The 16,224-nt window shown below is 71.4% G+C and carries 11 protein-coding genes and 5 pseudogenes; 7 read left to right on the top strand and 9 right to left on the bottom strand.

The features are described from left to right. Nucleotides 1-56: 56 nt before the first annotated feature. Nucleotides 57-1,535 carry a 30S ribosomal protein S1 gene (gene rpsA, locus MTP03_RS12665; protein ID WP_248488601.1) on the top strand — a complete coding sequence of 493 codons (1,479 nt, stop codon included), beginning with the start codon at nucleotides 57-59 and terminating at the stop codon, nucleotides 1,533-1,535. A gap of 70 nt (nucleotides 1,536-1,605) precedes the next feature. Here rpsA and MTP03_RS12660 read toward each other — a convergent pair whose 3' ends face one another. From MTP03_RS12660 to MTP03_RS12640, 5 genes and pseudogenes are all read right to left on the bottom strand, one after another. Then, a complete protein-coding gene (locus MTP03_RS12660; protein ID WP_248488600.1) occupies nucleotides 1,606-2,712 on the bottom strand; it encodes an ABC transporter ATP-binding protein in 1,107 nt (368 codons plus the stop codon). Nucleotides 2,713-2,754: 42 nt separating this feature from the next. Further along, nucleotides 2,755-3,594 carry a carbohydrate ABC transporter permease gene (locus tag MTP03_RS12655; protein ID WP_248488599.1) on the bottom strand — a complete coding sequence of 280 codons (840 nt, stop codon included), beginning with the start codon at nucleotides 3,592-3,594 and terminating at the stop codon, nucleotides 2,755-2,757. Then, nucleotides 3,594-4,598: a carbohydrate ABC transporter permease gene (locus tag MTP03_RS12650; RefSeq protein WP_248488598.1), complete on the bottom strand. Its 1,005-nt coding sequence runs from the start codon at nucleotides 4,596-4,598 to the stop codon at nucleotides 3,594-3,596. The genes MTP03_RS12655 and MTP03_RS12650 overlap by 1 nt, the downstream gene beginning before the upstream one ends. Further along, nucleotides 4,537-5,921 (bottom strand): annotated as a pseudogene (locus MTP03_RS12645) (sugar ABC transporter substrate-binding protein). Before MTP03_RS12645 ends, MTP03_RS12650 begins: the two are co-directional and overlap by 62 nt. After that, nucleotides 5,918-6,916 carry a sugar-binding transcriptional regulator gene (locus tag MTP03_RS12640; protein WP_248492151.1) on the bottom strand — a complete coding sequence of 333 codons (999 nt, stop codon included), beginning with the start codon at nucleotides 6,914-6,916 and terminating at the stop codon, nucleotides 5,918-5,920. The pseudogene MTP03_RS12645 and the gene MTP03_RS12640 overlap by 4 nt, the downstream one beginning before the upstream one ends. A gap of 83 nt (nucleotides 6,917-6,999) precedes the next feature. Here MTP03_RS12640 and MTP03_RS12635 point away from each other — a divergent pair, with 83 nt between their 5' ends. Together MTP03_RS12635 and MTP03_RS12630 are read left to right on the top strand one after the other, a co-directional pair. Continuing rightward, on the top strand, nucleotides 7,000-8,037 hold the full coding sequence (locus MTP03_RS12635; protein WP_248488597.1) for an NAD(P)-dependent alcohol dehydrogenase: 1,038 nt from the start codon (nucleotides 7,000-7,002) through the stop codon (nucleotides 8,035-8,037). Beyond that, nucleotides 8,037-9,520, top strand: a pseudogene (locus MTP03_RS12630) (mannitol dehydrogenase family protein). The gene MTP03_RS12635 and the pseudogene MTP03_RS12630 overlap by 1 nt, the downstream one beginning before the upstream one ends. A gap of 10 nt (nucleotides 9,521-9,530) precedes the next feature. Here MTP03_RS12630 and MTP03_RS12625 read toward each other — a convergent pair. After that, nucleotides 9,531-10,946 carry an FGGY family carbohydrate kinase gene (locus MTP03_RS12625; RefSeq protein WP_248488596.1) on the bottom strand — a complete coding sequence of 472 codons (1,416 nt, stop codon included), beginning with the start codon at nucleotides 10,944-10,946 and terminating at the stop codon, nucleotides 9,531-9,533. Nucleotides 10,947-11,051: 105 nt separating this feature from the next. On the opposite strand from MTP03_RS12625, the gene MTP03_RS12620 reads away from it, so the two are divergent. Genes MTP03_RS12620 through coaE form a run of 3 tightly spaced genes read left to right on the top strand, consistent with a single transcriptional unit; the run spans nucleotide 11,052 to nucleotide 13,219 of the window. Beyond that, entirely contained in the window at nucleotides 11,052-12,098 is a 1,047-nt protein-coding gene (locus tag MTP03_RS12620) for a hypothetical protein (RefSeq protein ID WP_248488595.1), read from the top strand. After that, a complete protein-coding gene (locus MTP03_RS12615) occupies nucleotides 12,055-12,312 on the top strand; it encodes a hypothetical protein (RefSeq protein ID WP_248488594.1) in 258 nt (85 codons plus the stop codon). Before MTP03_RS12620 ends, MTP03_RS12615 begins: the two co-directional genes overlap by 44 nt. 10 nt (nucleotides 12,313-12,322) lie before the next feature. Beyond that, nucleotides 12,323-13,219, top strand: coding sequence for a dephospho-CoA kinase (coaE, locus tag MTP03_RS12610; protein WP_248488593.1), 897 nt, complete (start codon nucleotides 12,323-12,325; stop codon nucleotides 13,217-13,219). A gap of 169 nt (nucleotides 13,220-13,388) precedes the next feature. On the opposite strand, the pseudogene MTP03_RS12605 reads toward coaE, so the two are convergent. The 3 genes and pseudogenes from MTP03_RS12605 to MTP03_RS12595 form a co-directional block, all read right to left on the bottom strand. After that, a pseudogene (locus MTP03_RS12605) lies at nucleotides 13,389-13,541 on the bottom strand (hypothetical protein); the annotation flags it as partial. 214 nt (nucleotides 13,542-13,755) lie between these two features. After that, nucleotides 13,756-14,274, bottom strand: coding sequence for a helicase-related protein (locus MTP03_RS12600; protein ID WP_248488592.1), 519 nt, complete (start codon nucleotides 14,272-14,274; stop codon nucleotides 13,756-13,758). Nucleotides 14,275-14,387: 113 nt separating this feature from the next. Then, nucleotides 14,388-15,299, bottom strand: a pseudogene (locus tag MTP03_RS12595) (DEAD/DEAH box helicase); the annotation flags it as partial. 398 nt (nucleotides 15,300-15,697) lie between these two features. Between MTP03_RS12595 and MTP03_RS12590 the strand changes: the two are divergent. Beyond that, nucleotides 15,698-16,195: pseudogene (locus tag MTP03_RS12590) on the top strand (TetR/AcrR family transcriptional regulator C-terminal domain-containing protein); the annotation flags it as partial. Nucleotides 16,196-16,224: the final 29 nt, after the last annotated feature.

The following is a 16,224-nucleotide window of genomic DNA, read 5'->3' as shown; positions in this document are numbered from 1 at the left end:
CATGCGTGCGCGATTTCGACCCAACTACGAGCACCTTGTCCGGAGCAACTTACCCAATGCCCACCACTACTGTTACGTCCCCGCAGGTCGCCGTCAACGACATCGGCACCGCGGAGGACTTCCTCGCTGCGATCGACGCGACGATCAAGTACTTCAACGATGGCGACATCGTCGAGGGCACCATCGTCAAGGTCGACCGTGACGAGGTCCTCCTCGACATCGGTTACAAGACCGAAGGCGTCATCCCCTCCCGCGAGCTGAGCATCAAGCACGACGTCGACCCGTCCGAGGTCGTCAACGTCGGCGACGCGGTCGAGGCCCTCGTCCTCACCAAGGAGGACAAGGAAGGCCGCCTGATCCTGTCCAAGAAGCGTGCGCAGTACGAGCGCGCCTGGGGCACGATCGAGGAGCTCAAGGAGAAGGACGAGGCCGTCAAGGGCACCGTCATCGAGGTGGTCAAGGGTGGTCTCATCCTGGACATCGGCCTCCGCGGCTTCCTCCCGGCCTCGCTGGTCGAGATGCGTCGCGTGCGCGACCTCCAGCCGTACATCGGCAAGGAGATCGAGGCGAAGATCATCGAGCTCGACAAGAACCGCAACAACGTGGTCCTGTCGCGCCGTGCGTGGCTCGAGCAGACCCAGTCCGAGGTCCGCAGCGAGTTCCTGCACCAGCTGCAGAAGGGCCAGGTCCGCAAGGGCGTCGTGTCCTCCATCGTCAACTTCGGTGCCTTCGTGGACCTGGGCGGCGTCGACGGCCTGGTGCACGTCTCCGAGCTGTCCTGGAAGCACATCGATCACCCGTCCGAGGTGGTCACCGTGGGCGACGAGGTCACCGTCGAGGTCCTCGACGTCGACCTGGACCGCGAGCGTGTCTCGCTGTCGCTCAAGGCGACCCAGGAGGATCCGTGGCGCCAGTTCGCCCGGACCCACGCCATCGGCCAGATCGTGCCCGGCAAGGTCACCAAGCTCGTCCCGTTCGGCGCGTTCGTGCGCGTCGAGGAGGGCATCGAGGGCCTCGTCCACATCTCGGAGCTGGCCGAGCGCCACGTCGAGGTCCCGGACCAGGTCGTCTCGGTCGGCGACGATGCGATGGTCAAGGTCATCGACATCGATCTCGAGCGTCGGCGTATCTCGCTGAGCCTCAAGCAGGCCAACGAGGACTACACCGAGGAGTTCGACCCGTCGAAGTACGGCATGGCCGACAGCTACGACGAGAACGGCGAGTACATCTTCCCCGAGGGCTTCGATCCCGAGACCAACGAGTGGCTCGAGGGCTTCGACAAGCAGCGCGAGGAGTGGGAGGGTCGCTACGCCGAGGCGGAGCGTCGCCACAAGATGCACACCGCGCAGATGGAGAAGTTCGCCGCCGACGAGGCCGCCGAGGCCGCTGCCGGCGGTCCCGCCGCGGGTGGCGCGAACTACTCGAGCGAGTCCGCCGACCGTGGCGGCAACGACGCTCCGCAGAGCACCGGCGGTTCGCTGGCCAGCGATGCGCAGCTCGCCGCTCTCCGCGAGAAGCTGTCGGGCAACGCCTGATCCGCTTCACCGCTCAGCCGGGAACGCCCCGCACCCTCTCGAGGGTGCGGGGCGTTCCGTTTCCGGACTCCTAATTGAGGCGGTCGCCCGTGTCGGGGTGGAACAGGTGCACGGCCGGCTCGACCTGAGCAAGCCGCACCCCGTCGCCGATGCGGGCCGGGGTGCGCCGAGGGCACCGCGACACCAGTGTCACCGGGGCGCCGTCGACACCGGTCACGTCGGGGTCCTCGACCCGCGCGTACACGAAGGTGTCGCTGCCGAGGTCCTCCTTGATCGCGACGGTGCCCGCCACCCCCGCGTCCGGCCCGGCGAGACCGAGGCTCTCGGGCCGGATCCCGACGGTGACGCGATCCAGGCCGGAGGTGCGCAGGGCCGCCTGCGCGTCGGCGTCCAGGTCGACGGTGCCGCCGGCGACCGCGATCGCGCCGTCGCGGACGGGCGCCGTGAAGAGATTCATCGCCGGCGAGCCGATGAAGCCGGCCACGAAGGCGTTGCGGGGTCGGTCGTAGAGCTCGGCGGGTGTCGCGAACTGCTGCAGCACGCCGAACTTCAGCACCGCCACGCGGTCGCCCATCGTCATCGCTTCCACCTGGTCATGGGTCACGTACACCGTGGTCGTGCCCAGGCGTCGCTGCAGCGCGGCGATCTGCGTGCGGGTCTGCACCCGCAGCTTGGCGTCGAGGTTCGACAACGGCTCGTCCATGCAGAAGACCTGGGGCTCGCGGACGATCGCGCGGCCCATGGCCACGCGTTGCCGCTGCCCGCCGGACAGCCGCGCCGGCTTGCGGTCGAGGTACTCCGTGAGGTCGAGCAGCTTCGCGGCCTCGGCGACCTTCTGCTTGCGCTCGTCGAGCGGGACGCCGCGCATCTTGAGCGCGAAGCCCATGTTCTCGCCGACCGTCTTGTTCGGGTACAACGCGTAGTTCTGGAAGACCATCGCGATGTCGCGGTCCTTGGGCGCGACGCCCACCATGCTGCGGCCCCCGATGGAGATGGCCCCGGAGTCGATCTCCTCCAGGCCGGCGAGCATGCGCAGCGCGGTCGACTTGCCGGAGCCGGACGGCCCGACCAGGACGACGAATTCGCCGTCGGCGATGTCGAGGTCGAGCGAGTCGACGGCGAGGGTCTCGGCGCCGGGGTAGACGCAGCACGCCTTGTCGTACGTGATGGAAGCCATGGGGTCCTCCTGGGACTGTGCGAGGGGTCGAAGGGGTTGCGGCTACTTGATGGCGCCGAAGGACAGGCCGCGGACCAGCTTGTTCTGGGCGATCCACCCGCAGATGACCACGGGGAGGGCGGCCAGCACGGAGGCGGCGGACAGCTTGGCCCAGAACAGGCCCTGCCCGGACATGAACCCGGTGAGGGCCACCGGCATGGTCTGGGCGTTGACCGCGGTGAGGTTCACCGCGAAGAAGAACTCGTTCCACGAGAAGATGACGCAGATCAGCGCGGTGGCGGCGATGCCGGGGGAGATGATCGGGAGGATCACCTCGCGGACCGACGTCCACAGACCCGCGCCGTCCATGCCCGCGGCCTCGAGCAACTCGCTGGGGACCTCGAGGAAGAACGATCGCATCATCCACACGGCGATCGGCAGGTTCATCGCCGTGTAGAGGATCACCAGCGTCCAGATGTTGTCGAGCATCCCGATCCGCCCGACGATCACGTACAGCGGGATGATCGCCGCCACGATCGGCAGCATCTTGGTGCTGATGAAGAAGAACAGCGCGTCCTGCGTCTTGCGGACCGGCCGGAGCGAGAGGGCGAACGCCGCCGGCACCCCGAGCACCAGCACGAGCGTGGTCGAGACGACCGTCGCGAACACGGAATTGAGCAGGGGGACTGCGATGCCGGAGTCGAAGACGGCCGTGAACTGATCCAGGGTGGGCACGAAGAACAGGGTCGGCGGCCGCGTCGCCGCGTCGCTCTCCTGCTTGAACGCCGTGAGCACCATCCAGAGCACGGGGAAGAAGAAACCGATCGCGATGATCCAGGTGAGCGCGGTGAGCGCCCCGCCCTTGGGATCCCGCCGGCGACGGGGAACGATGGTGGTGGACATCAGGCTGCTTCCTCTCCGGCGCCGAAGCTCTTGAAGATCAGGCGGATCGCGAGCGTCGCGACGACGATCGTGCCGATCACGGTGACGACGCCCATGGCCGCGGCCTGGCCGATGTCGAAGCCGAGGAAGGCACGCTGATAGATGTAGAAGGGCAGGTTGGAGCTGGCGACGCCCGGCCCGCCCGAGGTCATCATGTAGACCGCGTCGAAGGTGTTCACCAGGTAGATCGCGCCCAGGACCGCGCCCAGCTCGATGAAGCGCCGCAGGTGCGGCAGCGTGAGCTCGCGGAACAGCCGCACGCTGGTGGCACCGTCGACCCGCGCGGCCTCCTGCACGTCCCGGGGCATGGACTGCAGGCCCGCGAGGATGAGCAGCATCATGAACGGGGTCCACTGCCAGACGAGCTCGGCGACGACGGAGGCGAGCGGGTACTCGCTGAGCCAGTCGACGTGGATGCCGAGCGGACTGAGCACCCACGCGAGCAGTCCGTTGGTGGGGGAGAGCAGGCTCGTCTTCCACAGCAGCGCGGCCGCGACGGGTGTGACCAGGAACGGGGTGATGAGCAGCGTGCGAACCACTCCGCGTCCCAGGAACTTCCGGTCCAGCAGCAGCGCGAGGATCAGGCCGAGGATCACGGACAGCACGACGGTGCCGACGATGAGCAGCACGGTGTTGAGCGTGACCGTCCAGAACTGGGTGTCCCGGAAGACCTCGACGTAATTGCCCAGCCAGTTGAACTTCCGCGATCCGGGTCGCACCAGGTTCCACGACTGCGTGGAGTAGTACAGCGTCACCAGGAACGGGATCTGCGTGACGACGACCATGAAGATCAGCGCGGGCAGCAGCGGCCCGCGTCGCCGCCACGCCTCGGCGCGGGTGATCCGGTCGCGCTTGGAGCGCAGGGGGTGGCCGACCCTTGTGCAGTCGGCGAACTGGTCGTGGTCATCGTGCTGCTCCCGTCCGGTCCTGGCTCTCGCGGTAGCTCTTCCCGACCACCTCGGCATACTTCTGCGACTGGGCCAGCGCGTCGTCGACGGAGATCTGCCCGGCGATCGCGGCGCTGATCTGCTGGCTGACCCGCGTGCCGAGGTCCTGGAACTCGGGGATGGCGAGGAACTGGATGCCGGTGTACGGCACCGGCTTCAGCGTGGGTTTCGACTGATCGGCCGCGAGCATCGAGTCGAGCGTCTGCTGGGCGAAGGTCGACGACAGCTCCTTGTAGGCGGGCAGCTCGTAGGTCGAGAGCCTGCTGCCCGGCGGGACCCGGCTCGGTCCCAGCTCGTCGGCGACGTGCGCGATGTACTGCTTGCTCGTCATCCAGGAGACGAACTTCCACGCGTCCGAGGCCCGTTCGCTCTTCGCCGGAATGCCGAGCGACCAGGTGTAGAGCCAGCCGTTGCCGGACTTGGCCATCTTCGGCGCGGGGAGGTAGCCGACCTGCCCGGCGATCTTCGAGGTCTCGGGGCTCTCCAGTGAGGAGACGGCGGCGGTGGAGTCGTACCACATCGCGGCCTGCCCCTGCGCCAACAGGTTTCCGCATTCCTGGAAGCCGGTCGACGCGGCGCCCGCCTCGCCGTAGTCCCGCACCGTGTCGACGTAGAACTTCACCGCGTCGCGCACTTCGGGGGAGTCGAACTGCGGGTTCCACTGCTCGTCGAACCAGCGGCCGCCGAAGGCGTTGATCACCGTGTTGAGCGGGGCCAGCACCTCGCCCCACCCGGGCTTGCCGCGCAGGCAGATTCCCGCGACGTCGCGCGAGTGCAGCTTGCGGGCCGCCTCGGCGACCTCGGCCACGTCGGCTCCGCGGGCAGGCTGATGCCCGCCTGCGCGAACATCTGCTTGTTGTACATGAGGAAGGACGACTCGCCGTAGAACGGGACGGAGTACATCCGGCCCTGGTACGAGAGCGCCTCACGCAGCGTGGGAATGAAATCGCCCGGGTCGTACGACGGGTCACGGTCCATGAAGGTGGACAGGTCGGTGAGCCAGCCGTTCTGTGCCCACATCCGGGTCTCGTAGTTGCTGATCATCACCACGTCGAACTCGCCGCCGCCGGTGGAGACCGAGGCGGTGATCTTGGCGCGCGCCTCGTTCTCCGAGAGCGTGACGAACTTGAGTTTCACGCCGGGGTTGGCGCGTTCGAACTCGGGGGCCAGGCCCACCGCGTCCGTCATCTGCGAGTTCGACACCATCGCGACGGTGACGGCGGAATCGCCCCCGTCGGTGAACACACCTGCGCCGGAGCAGCCGGCGAGCAGCGCCGTTGCGGCGACCAGGCCGCCCGCGGCCGTGATATGGCGTCTTACGGATCTGCGGATCACGGTCATCCCTTCTGTTCGGTGAGCAGCCACTGCGCAGTGGTTCGGTCCGTGACCAGAGCGGTCGCGAAGCCGCCGCGCAGGGCGCCCAGGATCGATTCCCGGCGGTGCTCCCCGCCGGAGGTGAGAATTGCTGTGGGGCAACGCCGGATGTCCTCCAGCGGTACCGAGACGGTGCGTTCGACGAGCGACGAGACGACGGGCGCACCGTCGATCCCGTAGAACCGGCCGCCGATCTCGCCGACGGCCCCGAGGTCGCGCAGCTCGCCGAGGACCTCGGTGTCGATGTACGCACCCTCGAAGAGGGTCGTCGAGGTGGAGACCGACCCGACGCCGAAGAGCATCACCTCCGCGGAGCGGGCGGCCGCGAGCGCCTGCGAGACGATGGAATCGCGCTCCAGGGCCCGCACGGTGTCCGGGTCCGCGAACAGCGGTGCCACGAGGCGGACGGGCCGGGCGCCGAGGCGCTCGGAGAAGCGCGCAAGGGCGTGGTCGACGCCGGTGTGGTACTCGACGGAGGTCATCGAGCCGTCCATCTGCACGACGCGGGCGCAGGCCGCGGCGCCGCCGAGTGCGTCCGCGACGGCCACCTGCTCGGGCCCCCAGGTGAACCCGAAGGTGTCCGTCGGCTGCAGGCGACGGGCCAGCAGCGAGGAGCCCGCGCGGCCCAGCGCCGCGTCGCCCGACGGCGTCCCGTCGGCGTCCTCGTCGATGATCATCGCCTCGGTGAGCCCGAAGGCCGCCTCCAGATCGCGCTCGAGATCCGGGTGGATGGAGTCCGCGAGGTGCGCGGGCGCGGCGACCGTCACGGTGACGAGCCCCTGCGCGCGGGCCCGGGCGACGAGCCGGCCGGCGGTGGGACGGGAGACACCCAGCCGCTCGGCGATCTGCGCCTGGGTGAGCCCCTCGAGGTGGTACATCGTGGCCGCGCGCACCAGCAGGCGCAGATCGTGGCCGGGTTCCCGGAAGTGCGCTGCGGTGATGTCACCCGATGCTCCGTCGATAGTGTGAGCAAATGCTCACTAGCGGTGATTCTGCTCACTACGCTAACATCGGTGGTGTGATCCAGGCAACAGTTTTGAAGGAAATGCGCGCCAGCGTGCTGCACCCCGGGGGACGGATGGCCGTCGAATCGAGGCCCGTCCCGGCACCCGACCCCGGCGACGTGCTGGTCGAGGTCGCGGCCGTCGGCGTGTGCGGCTCCGATACCCACTACCTGCGCCACGGACGGATCGGCGAGTTCGTGGTGACCGACCCGATCGTGCTCGGGCACGAGGCGTCCGGGCGGATCGTGGCGGTCGGCGAGGGCGTCCCCGCCGAGCGGATCGGGGAGCGCGTCTCCATCGAGCCGCAGCGCCCCGACCCGCACAGCCAGGAGACCCTCCGCGGCGAGTACAACCTCTGCCCGGCCATGCGGTTCTACGCCACCCCGCCGGTCGACGGAGCGCTGGCCGAATACGTGACCATCGGATCGGCGTTCGCGCACGCGGTCCCGGACTCGGTGTCCGACGAGGCCGCGGCGCTGTTCGAGCCGCTCTCCGTCGGGATCGCCGCGCTGCGGAAGGCGGCCGTCGGCCTCGGCGGATCGGTGCTCATCGCCGGCGCCGGGCCTATCGGCCTGCTCTGCGCGCAGGTCGCGCGAGCCTCGGGGCTCACGCGGATCGTGGCGACCGACCCCGATCCCGCGCGGCGCGCGGCGGCCGAGCGCTTCGGTGCCACGCGCACCGTCGACCCGGGGGTGGACGCGCCCGCCGTGGGGGACGGATTCGACGCCTTCATCGACGCGTCCGGGGCGCCGCCCGCGATCCGCGCGGGCATCCCCGCCGTCCGCCCCGGCGGCCGGATCGTCTTGGTGGGCATGAGCGCCGACGAACTCGAGCTCCCCGTGTCGCTGATCCAGGCGCGCGAGATGATCCTCACGGGCGTCTTCCGCTACGCGAACACCTGGCCGACGGCGATCGCGCTCGCGGCGAGTGGTCGCGTCGACCTCGACGGGATGGTGACCGGGCGCTTCCCGCTGGAGCGGGCCGACGAGGCGCTGAACGCCGACCAAGCCCCGGGCAGTATCAAGGCCGTCGTCCATCCCGGCCGCACCGGCACCGAACCGCACACCCAGGAGCAGTGATGAGCGCACCGATCGACCTGACCCCGGCCGCCCTCCCCGCGGTCACGGGCGCCACCGTGCCCGCCTACGACCGCGCCGCGGTGCGGCCCGGCATCGTCCACTTCGGCGTCGGCGGCTTCCACCGCGCCCACCAGGCCGTTTACGTCGACCGGCTGCTCGGCGCCGGTGGCGATGCCGCGGGCTGGGGCATCCGCGGCGTCGGACTCCGGCCCGCCGACGCCGCGATGCGCGACGCGCTCGTCCCGCAGGGCGGGCTCTACACGCTCACCCTCAAGCATCCCGACGGTGCCGTGGAGACCTCCGTCGTCGGGGCGATCGTCGACTACCTGTACGCCCCCGACGATCCCGAGACGGTGCTCGAGCAGCTCGCGGCGCCGGAGACGCGCATCGTCTCGCTCACCATCACCGAGGGCGGGTACAACTTCTCCGCGACCACGGGCGAGTTCGACGCCGACAACCCGGATGTCCGGCACGACCTGGAGTCGGGCGCGGCGCCCCGCACCGTCTTCGGCTACGTCACCGAGGCCCTGCGCCGGCGGCGCGACCGCGGCGTCCCCGCTTTCACGGTCATGTCCTGCGACAACATCGAGGGCAACGGGCACGTCGCGCAGCGCACCTTCAGCGCCTTCGCCCGGCTGGCGGATCCCGCTCTCGCCGAGTGGATCGCCGAGCACGTGCGCTTCCCGAACTCGATGGTAGACCGGATCACGCCGGCCACACCCGCGTCGCTGCGGGAGGAGGTCGCCGAGCGCGCGGGCGTCGACGACCGCTGGCCCGTGGTCGCCGAGCCCTACACCCAGTGGGTGCTCGAGGACGCCTTCGGCGCGGGCCGCCCGCGGTTCGAGGACGCCGGCGTGCAGGTGGTCGACGACGTCGCGCCGTACGAGCTCATGAAGCTGCGCCTGCTCAACGCGGGGCATCAGGCCCTGGGGCACTTCGCCCGCCTGCTGGGCTACGAGTACGTCCACGACGCCGCCGCCGACCCGGACGTGCGGGAACTGCTCCGGCGGTACATGCAGGAGGAGGGGCGGCCCACGCTGCGCCCCGTCCCCGGCATCGACCTGGACGACTACATCGACACCCTGCTCGACCGGTTCTCCAACCCCGCGATTGCCGACACCGTTGCGCGGCTGTGCCAGGACGCCTCCGATCGCATACCGAAATGGCTTGTGCCCGTCATCGTCTCACGTCTCGACGCCGGGGCCGCGGCGCCCTCGCCGCCGCCGTCGTCGCGGCCTGGACGCGCGGCTGCGAGGGATTCGACGATGCGGGCGCCGCGATCGAGCAGAACGACCGCGAGGCGGACGCCCTCACGGCGCGGGCCCTGCGGTCCAGGGCCGAGCCGCTCGCCTTCGTGACGGCGCCGGACCTCTTCGGCGATCTCGCCGTCCGCCCCGGGTTCACCGAGCCCTACCTCTCGGCGCTGACCGCGCTGCGCGAGGTGGGCGCCCGCGCCGTACTGCGGGACCTGCTCGCCCGGTAGGTTCCGCGGTTCAGGCGCGGCCGAGCACCAGCGCGGCGGCCTCGCGATAGCGGGCGTAGACCTCCGGGGCGGGTTCGGCGGTGCGGGATTCGGCGCCGGGGCGCGACCACTCGGGCGGCGTTCCGCTGTCCGTGCGCGCCCACGCCGCCTGCCGCGCCGCGCCGCGGGCGACGTACTCGCCGTCGGCGGGGAAGTCGACGGCGCGGCCGAAGATCGCGGGTGCGATGGCGCGCACCGCGCCGGAGCGGCCACCGCCGCCCACGACGAGGATCCGCTCGACGGCCGTGCCCTGGTCGGCGATCGCGTCGAGGCAGAACTGCAGCGAGCAGAGCAGGCCCTCGACGGCGGCGCGGGCGATGTTCTCCCGCGTGAGGTTCGTGCCGGTCACGCCCTGCAGGGAGCCGGTGGCGCTCGGCAGGTTGGGGGAGCGCTCCCCGGCGAAGAACGGGACCAGGACCAGGCCGTCGGCGCCGGGCGGCGCGGCCAGCGCGAGCCGCGCGAACTCGTCGAGGCCGGCCCCGAGCATCCGCGCGGTCGCCGCCAGCACCGGGGCGCCGTTGAGGGTGCAGACCAGCGGCAGCTGGTGCCCCGTCGCGTCGGCGAACCCGGCGACGATGCCCGACGGGTCCCGCGGGGCCGTCGCCGTGACCGCACTGACCACGCCCGACGTCCCGAGGGAGACGATGCAGTCCCCGGGCCGGGCGTCGAGCCCCAGCGCGGCGCCGGCGTTGTCGCCCGCGCCGGCGCCGAGCAGCGTTCCGCGGCGGAGCGGGCCGTCGTCGGTGACCACCGGTGTCGACTCCGCGGGGCCGAGCACGCGGGGGAGGGCGGGCCTCCGCCCGCGCAGTGCGAGTTCGAGGAGGTCCGTGCGGTATTCGCCGGTCGCGGCGCTGAAGTAGCCGGTGCCGGAGGCGTCCGAGCGATCCGTCGCGAGGGTGCCTATCCCGCCCCCGCCGAGCCGCCACGTCAGCCAGTCGTGCGGGAGGCAGACCGCGGCCGTCGCGTCCGCGCGCGCGGGCTCCGCGTCGGCGAGCCAGCGCAGCTTCGCGGCGGTAACGGCGGCGACCGGGACGACGCCCACCGCGTCGGCCCACCGGTCCGGTCCGCCGAGGTCCGCGATGAGCTGCTCCGCGGCGGCGGCCGACCGGGTGTCGTTCCACAGCAGGGCGTCCCGCACCACGGAGCCGTCGCGGTCCAGGCACACCATGCCGTGCTGCTGCGCGCCCACCGCGGCGGCGGCCACGTCGTCGAGGCCGCCCGCGGCCCGCGCCGCCACGGCGAACGCGTCGAGCCACGCGGCGGGGGCCACCTCGGTGCCCGGCGGGTGCGGAGCGGATCCGGAACGCACGACCTCACCCGAATCCGCGTCGCACACAACGACCTTGCATGACTGGGTGGAAGAGTCGATACCGGCGACGAGGGGCATGACCGCGATCATCCCAGACGGCTCACATGCACGCATGGACATGCAGCACTTTGACAATGATTTTCATGATCGATTAGTAATTCCGTCATGTCCACTCGCCTTCGCATGACAGTCCCGCTCCTCGCCGCCGCTCTACTCGTGGCCGGATGCGGCAGCTCCGACGTGACCACGGCACCGTCGGCCTCCTCCGGCCACGAGGGCCACGCTCACACCGGCGACGGCGCCGAGAAGCCGGGTGGGGCCACCGAGGAGCGCCGCGCCGCGGCCCGGCTCGCCCTGACCTACGAGGGCGGCGTGCAGGTGCTCGACGCCGCGACGCTCACCGAGATCGCCGACTTCCCCGGCGAGGGCTACCTCCGGGTGAACCCCGCGGGCGACGGTCGGCACGTCTACCTGTCCGAGGGGGACGGGTTCCGCCTGATCGACCTCGGAGCCTGGTCGGTGCCGCACGGCGACCACCAGCACTTCTACTCGGCGGCGCCCCGTCGGACCGACATCCGGATCGAGGCGCCCGAGCCGGGCCACGTCGTACGGCACGACGGCCGGACGGTACTGTTCTCCGACGGCACGGGCACGGTCACCTCGTTCGCCTCGGCGCAGGTCGGCGAGAAGGACGCGCCGCGCGCCACCTACACCGCTCCGAAGGCGCACCACGGCGTCGCGGTCGAGCGGGCCGACGGGTCCATGCTGATCACCCTCGGCGACGAGAAGACCCGCACCGGCGTCGCGATCCTCGACAAGGATCGCAAGGAGATCGCGCGCAACGAGCAGTGCCCGGGCGTGCACGGGGAGGGTGCGGCGGAGGGCGGCGCGGTGCTGTTCGGCTGCGAGGACGGTGTGCTCATCGTGCGCGGCAACGAGATCATCAAGACCGCCGCCCCGACGCCCGGCTACGCGCGGACCGGCAACGTCGCCGCCACCGAGGCCCACGCGGTGGTCCTGGGCGACTACAAGGTGGACAAGGAGGCCAAGCCGGAGCGTCCCACCCGCGTGAGCCTGATCGACACGCGGACCGGCACTGTCAAGCTGGTGGACCTGCCGGCCTCGTACAGCTTCCGCTCGCTCGCCCGCGGCCAGTTCGGCGAGGCCGGTCCTCGGTACCGACGGCGTGCTGCGCACCCTCGACCCGAACACCGGAGCGATCGTCCGTGAGCTGAAGGTCACCGAGCCGTGGACCGAGGACGCGAACTGGCAGGAGCCGCGCCCCGCGGTCTTCACCATGGGATCCACCGCGTACGTCACCGATCCCGCGGCCAAGGCGATCGTGGCGATCGATGTCCCGACCGGCAAGGAGCTGCGCCGCGGCACGCTCGAGCACGCACCCGACGAGGTGTCGGGCGTGCCGGGGGTCAGCGCCGCTCACTAGTGTTGATCCCATGATGCGGATCGGACTCACGGGCGGTATCGGCGCGGGCAAGTCGACGGTGGCGAAGGAACTCGCCGAGCTCGGCGCCGTGATCGTGGACGGCGACAAGATCGCGCGCGAGGTCGTCGAGCCCGGCACGCCCGGCCTCGCTGCCCTCGTCGAGGCCTTCGGTGAGGGCATCCTCGCCGAGGACGGCAGCCTCAACCGGCCCGCCCTCGCGGCGATCGCCTTCTCCGACGACGAGTCCCGCGCCAAGCTCAACGCCATCACGCATCCGCTGGTGGGCGCGCGATCGGCCGAGCTGATCGAGGCCGCGGGACCGGACGCCGTGATCGTGCAGGACATCCCGCTGCTCGTGGAGAACAAGGTGGCGCCCATGTTCCACCTGGTGATCATCGTCTGGGTCGACGCCGAGGAGCGGGTGCGCCGGCTCGTCGGCGCGCGCGGGATGGCCGAGGACGATGCCCGCGCCCGCATCGCGGCGCAGGCCACCGACGAGCAGCGGCGCGCCGTCGCCGACGTGTGGCTCGAGAACACCGGCACCGAGGACGCCACCCGCGCCGCCGTTCGCGCGCTCTGGGCGGAGCGCATCGCTCCGTTCGCCGCGAACCTCGCCGCGCAGCGGCCCGCAGCCGACGCCCCGCACGTGGAGGATGCCGCGTACGGCGAGCGGCTCGTCGGGCGGCTGTGGATCACCCTGGGCGCCGAGGCCGCCTCGGTCACGGCCGACGGTGCCGCGGCCTCCGTCGTGCTCGCCGAGGGCGTCACCGTCGATGCCGTCGCGCACAAGCTCGCGGACGCCGGATTCGCCCCCGCCGCAACGGAGCCCGGGGTCTTCCAGGGTTCCGATCCCGGGCGTGCGGTGACGGTGCGCGTCGCCGCTCAGGGCGTGGCGGGCAGCGCGTAGTAGTCCCGCACCTGCAGTGCGGCGAGGGAGTCCAGCGCGGAGTCGGACGGTCCGGCGCTGCGCCCTCCGCGGGCCCCGCGGCGCCGTACGACTGGATCGTCAGCGCGGTCACCGGCTCGTGGTCGACGAGCGTCGCGAGCGCGTACGCCGCGGCGAGCACGTGCACGCACATCGTGCTGCGCGCTGTGCACGAGCAGTCGGCGGCCTCGAGGACGGGCGCGGGCCGCAGCCCGGCGGCGATCAGGGCGGCGTGGATCGCATCGTCGGGCTCCGTGCGGGACCCGAGCTCGTCGCGCAAGGCCGTCGCGACCGCAGGAGCCATTGCGGCGAACTCGAGGTGCGCCACCGATGCGCTCGCGCCGCTGTGCACCAGCGCGGTCACGCGGCCACCGTCGAACTGCAGTGTGACGCCGCCGTTCCGGGCGAGGCTCCGCGCCCGCGGCGCGTGCGTGTTCGGTGTGCGCGCCGTGATCGGTTCCGCGATCCGGACGAGGTCGGCGCCCCACGTGGTGAATCCGAAGGGGTTCGTGGACATGTCAGTTCTCCCGGTTCCGGCGCAGGACGTCCATCAGCCGCTCGTCGTCGAGTGCTGCCAGCTCGGTCACGATCGATCCGTCGTCGGCGTGCACGCCGAGAAGCGCCTTGCGGCGGTGCATCTCGTCGATGTGCTCCTCGATCGTGGTCGCCGTCGTCAGCGTGGTGACGGTGACCGGGCGGTCCTGGCCGATGCGGTGCGCCCGGTCGGTGGCCTGGGCCTCCACAGCCGGGTTCCACCAGCGGTCGTAGTGGAGCACCTCGCTCGCCCGGGTGAGGGTGAGGCCCGTGCCGCCCGCCTTGAGGCTCATCACGAGGATTTCCGGCCCGGCGCCCGACTGGAACGCGTCGGCGATCGCGGACCGCTCGGCGACCGGCATCTCACCGTGGAAGAACGGCACCGGCCGGTCCAGCACGGACGATGCCGCCGCCGCGAGCATCTCGCCCGTGTCGCGGTACTGCGTGAATACGAGGGTGGGACGGTGCGCCGCGACGTTCGCCTCGAGGATCTCCAGCGCCACATCGAGTTTGCCGGACCGGCCGCGTTCCGGCGACGGCGCGGCACCGTCGGGGAGTCCGGGTGGTTGCAGATCTGCTTGAGCGCGGTGAGCACCGCGAGCAGCCGACCGTGCCGTTCGAGTCCGCTGCCGAAGCCGTCGTCCGCGGCGCGGGCGAGGACCGCGTCGTAGCGGCGGGCCTGCTCGTCGCTGAGGTCGCACACCACCGGATTGACGATCTTCGGCGGGAGCGCGCCCGCCGCGCGGTCCTTGGTGCGGGCCAGCATCACCGGCGCGACGGCGGCGCGCAGGCGTCGCAGGGCGCCGTCGTCTCCGGCCTCGACGGCGCGCGTGAACCGGCGGCGGAAGACCGCCTTCACGGGGAACATCCGTGGGGTGACCACGCGCAGGATCGCCCACAGGTCATCGAGCGAGTTCTCGATCGGTGTGCCGGTGAGGGCGATTCGGAACTCCGCGTCCAATTCCCGGGCGGCGCGCGAGACCTGGGTGCGTGGGTTCTTCAACGTGTGGGCCTCGTCGAAGACCGCTGCGGTCCACCGGGTCTCGGCCAGCTCCCCGGCGGAGCGGCGGAGCCGGGCGTAGGAGACGATCGTGACCTCGTCCAGGAGCGCGGGCGCGAACCGGGCGATTTCGCGCCGCCAGTTGGTGGCGAGGCTCGTGGGGCAGACGACGAGGTGAGGCCCCGGGCCGAGTCGCGTGAGCGCCCCGATCGCCTGCAGCGTCTTGCCGAGGCCCATCTCGTCGGCGAGGAGCGCGCCGCCGTGGTCGTGCAGGGTCCGGAGCAGCCACGCGACGCCGGCGGCCTGGTAGGGCCGCGGTTTCGCGTCGAGGGCGCCGTCGAGGGACGCCGCCGTCGCGGCGGTGTCGGCGAAGGCGGTGGTCGCGTAGGCGGCGGAGGTGACGGCCGTTCCCGTCGGGTCCGGCTCGGCGTGAGCCGCGATCGGCAGCGTCGCCCCGTCACCCCGGAACAGGGCGGACCACGCGGCGAGTGAGGCGGAGGGCCGCGCGGCGCCCGGCAGCGCGGTCACGTCGACGAGGTCGCAGCGGACGTCGCGCACGGCGAGCGCCCCGTCGACCGACACGACGAGCGGGAGCGCCGTGGCGCGGGCGGGATCGTCGAGATCGTGGGAGGACCAGAGGGCGAACTGATGGAGGTCGGGCAGGTACGTGACTTCGAGGCTCAGGGTGCGTCCTTCGCGGAGACCAATAGGATACGCTGTATGGAGTACGCGAACAGTGTACACAGTACGGAGAAAGATGTCGATGAATCCCGAGGACGAGGGTCGCGCGCTGGTTAGGCTGCTGTGGCGGTCAGAGGCAGGAGCCGGCCCGCCGCCGGAAGGGACCCAAGCAGCGGCTCACCGTCGACGAGGTGGTCGCGTCGGCGATCGAACTCGCCGACGCCGAGGGCCTGCCGGCGGTCACCATGCGCGCCCTCGGCGCGCGCCTCGGGGTCGGGCCGATGAGCGTGTACACCTACGTGCCGACCCGGGACGTGCTCGTGGCGCTCATGGTCGATGCGGTCGCGGCCGAGCAGCCGGCGGCGGCGCGCCTGTCCACGCTGCGCGAGTCCCTCACCGCCGCGGTTCGCGCGCGACGCGACGAGTATCTCGCGCACTCCTGGTTGCTCGACGCCCCGTCGTGGCGAGACGTTCTGGGCCCCGGGAAGATCGGGCAGTACGAGGCGCAGCTCGCGCTCCTGGAGGACCTGCCGATCAGCGACCTCGAACGCGACTGGCTCATCGTGTTGCTCGAGAGCTTCGCCGCGGGGGCCGCCCGCAGCTCGGGCGCACGCGGCGCGGCATCGCGGCCGATGACCGACGCGCAGTGGTGGGAGGTCGTCGGGCCGGAGCTGGCCGGTCTCATGCCGCCCGGGAAGTACCCGCTCTCCGGGCGCGTCGGGAGCGTCGTGGGGCAGCACTACAGCGGCCCGGGGGATCCCGACGCAGGCTT

Origin of the sequence: Tsukamurella sp. PLM1, from assembly GCF_023168325.1 — a bacterium.
Taxonomy (GTDB): Bacteria; Actinomycetota; Actinomycetes; order Mycobacteriales; family Mycobacteriaceae; genus Tsukamurella.
The sequence above is the reverse complement of the archived record's forward strand: the minus strand, read 5'-3'. Positions and strand labels throughout refer to the sequence as shown.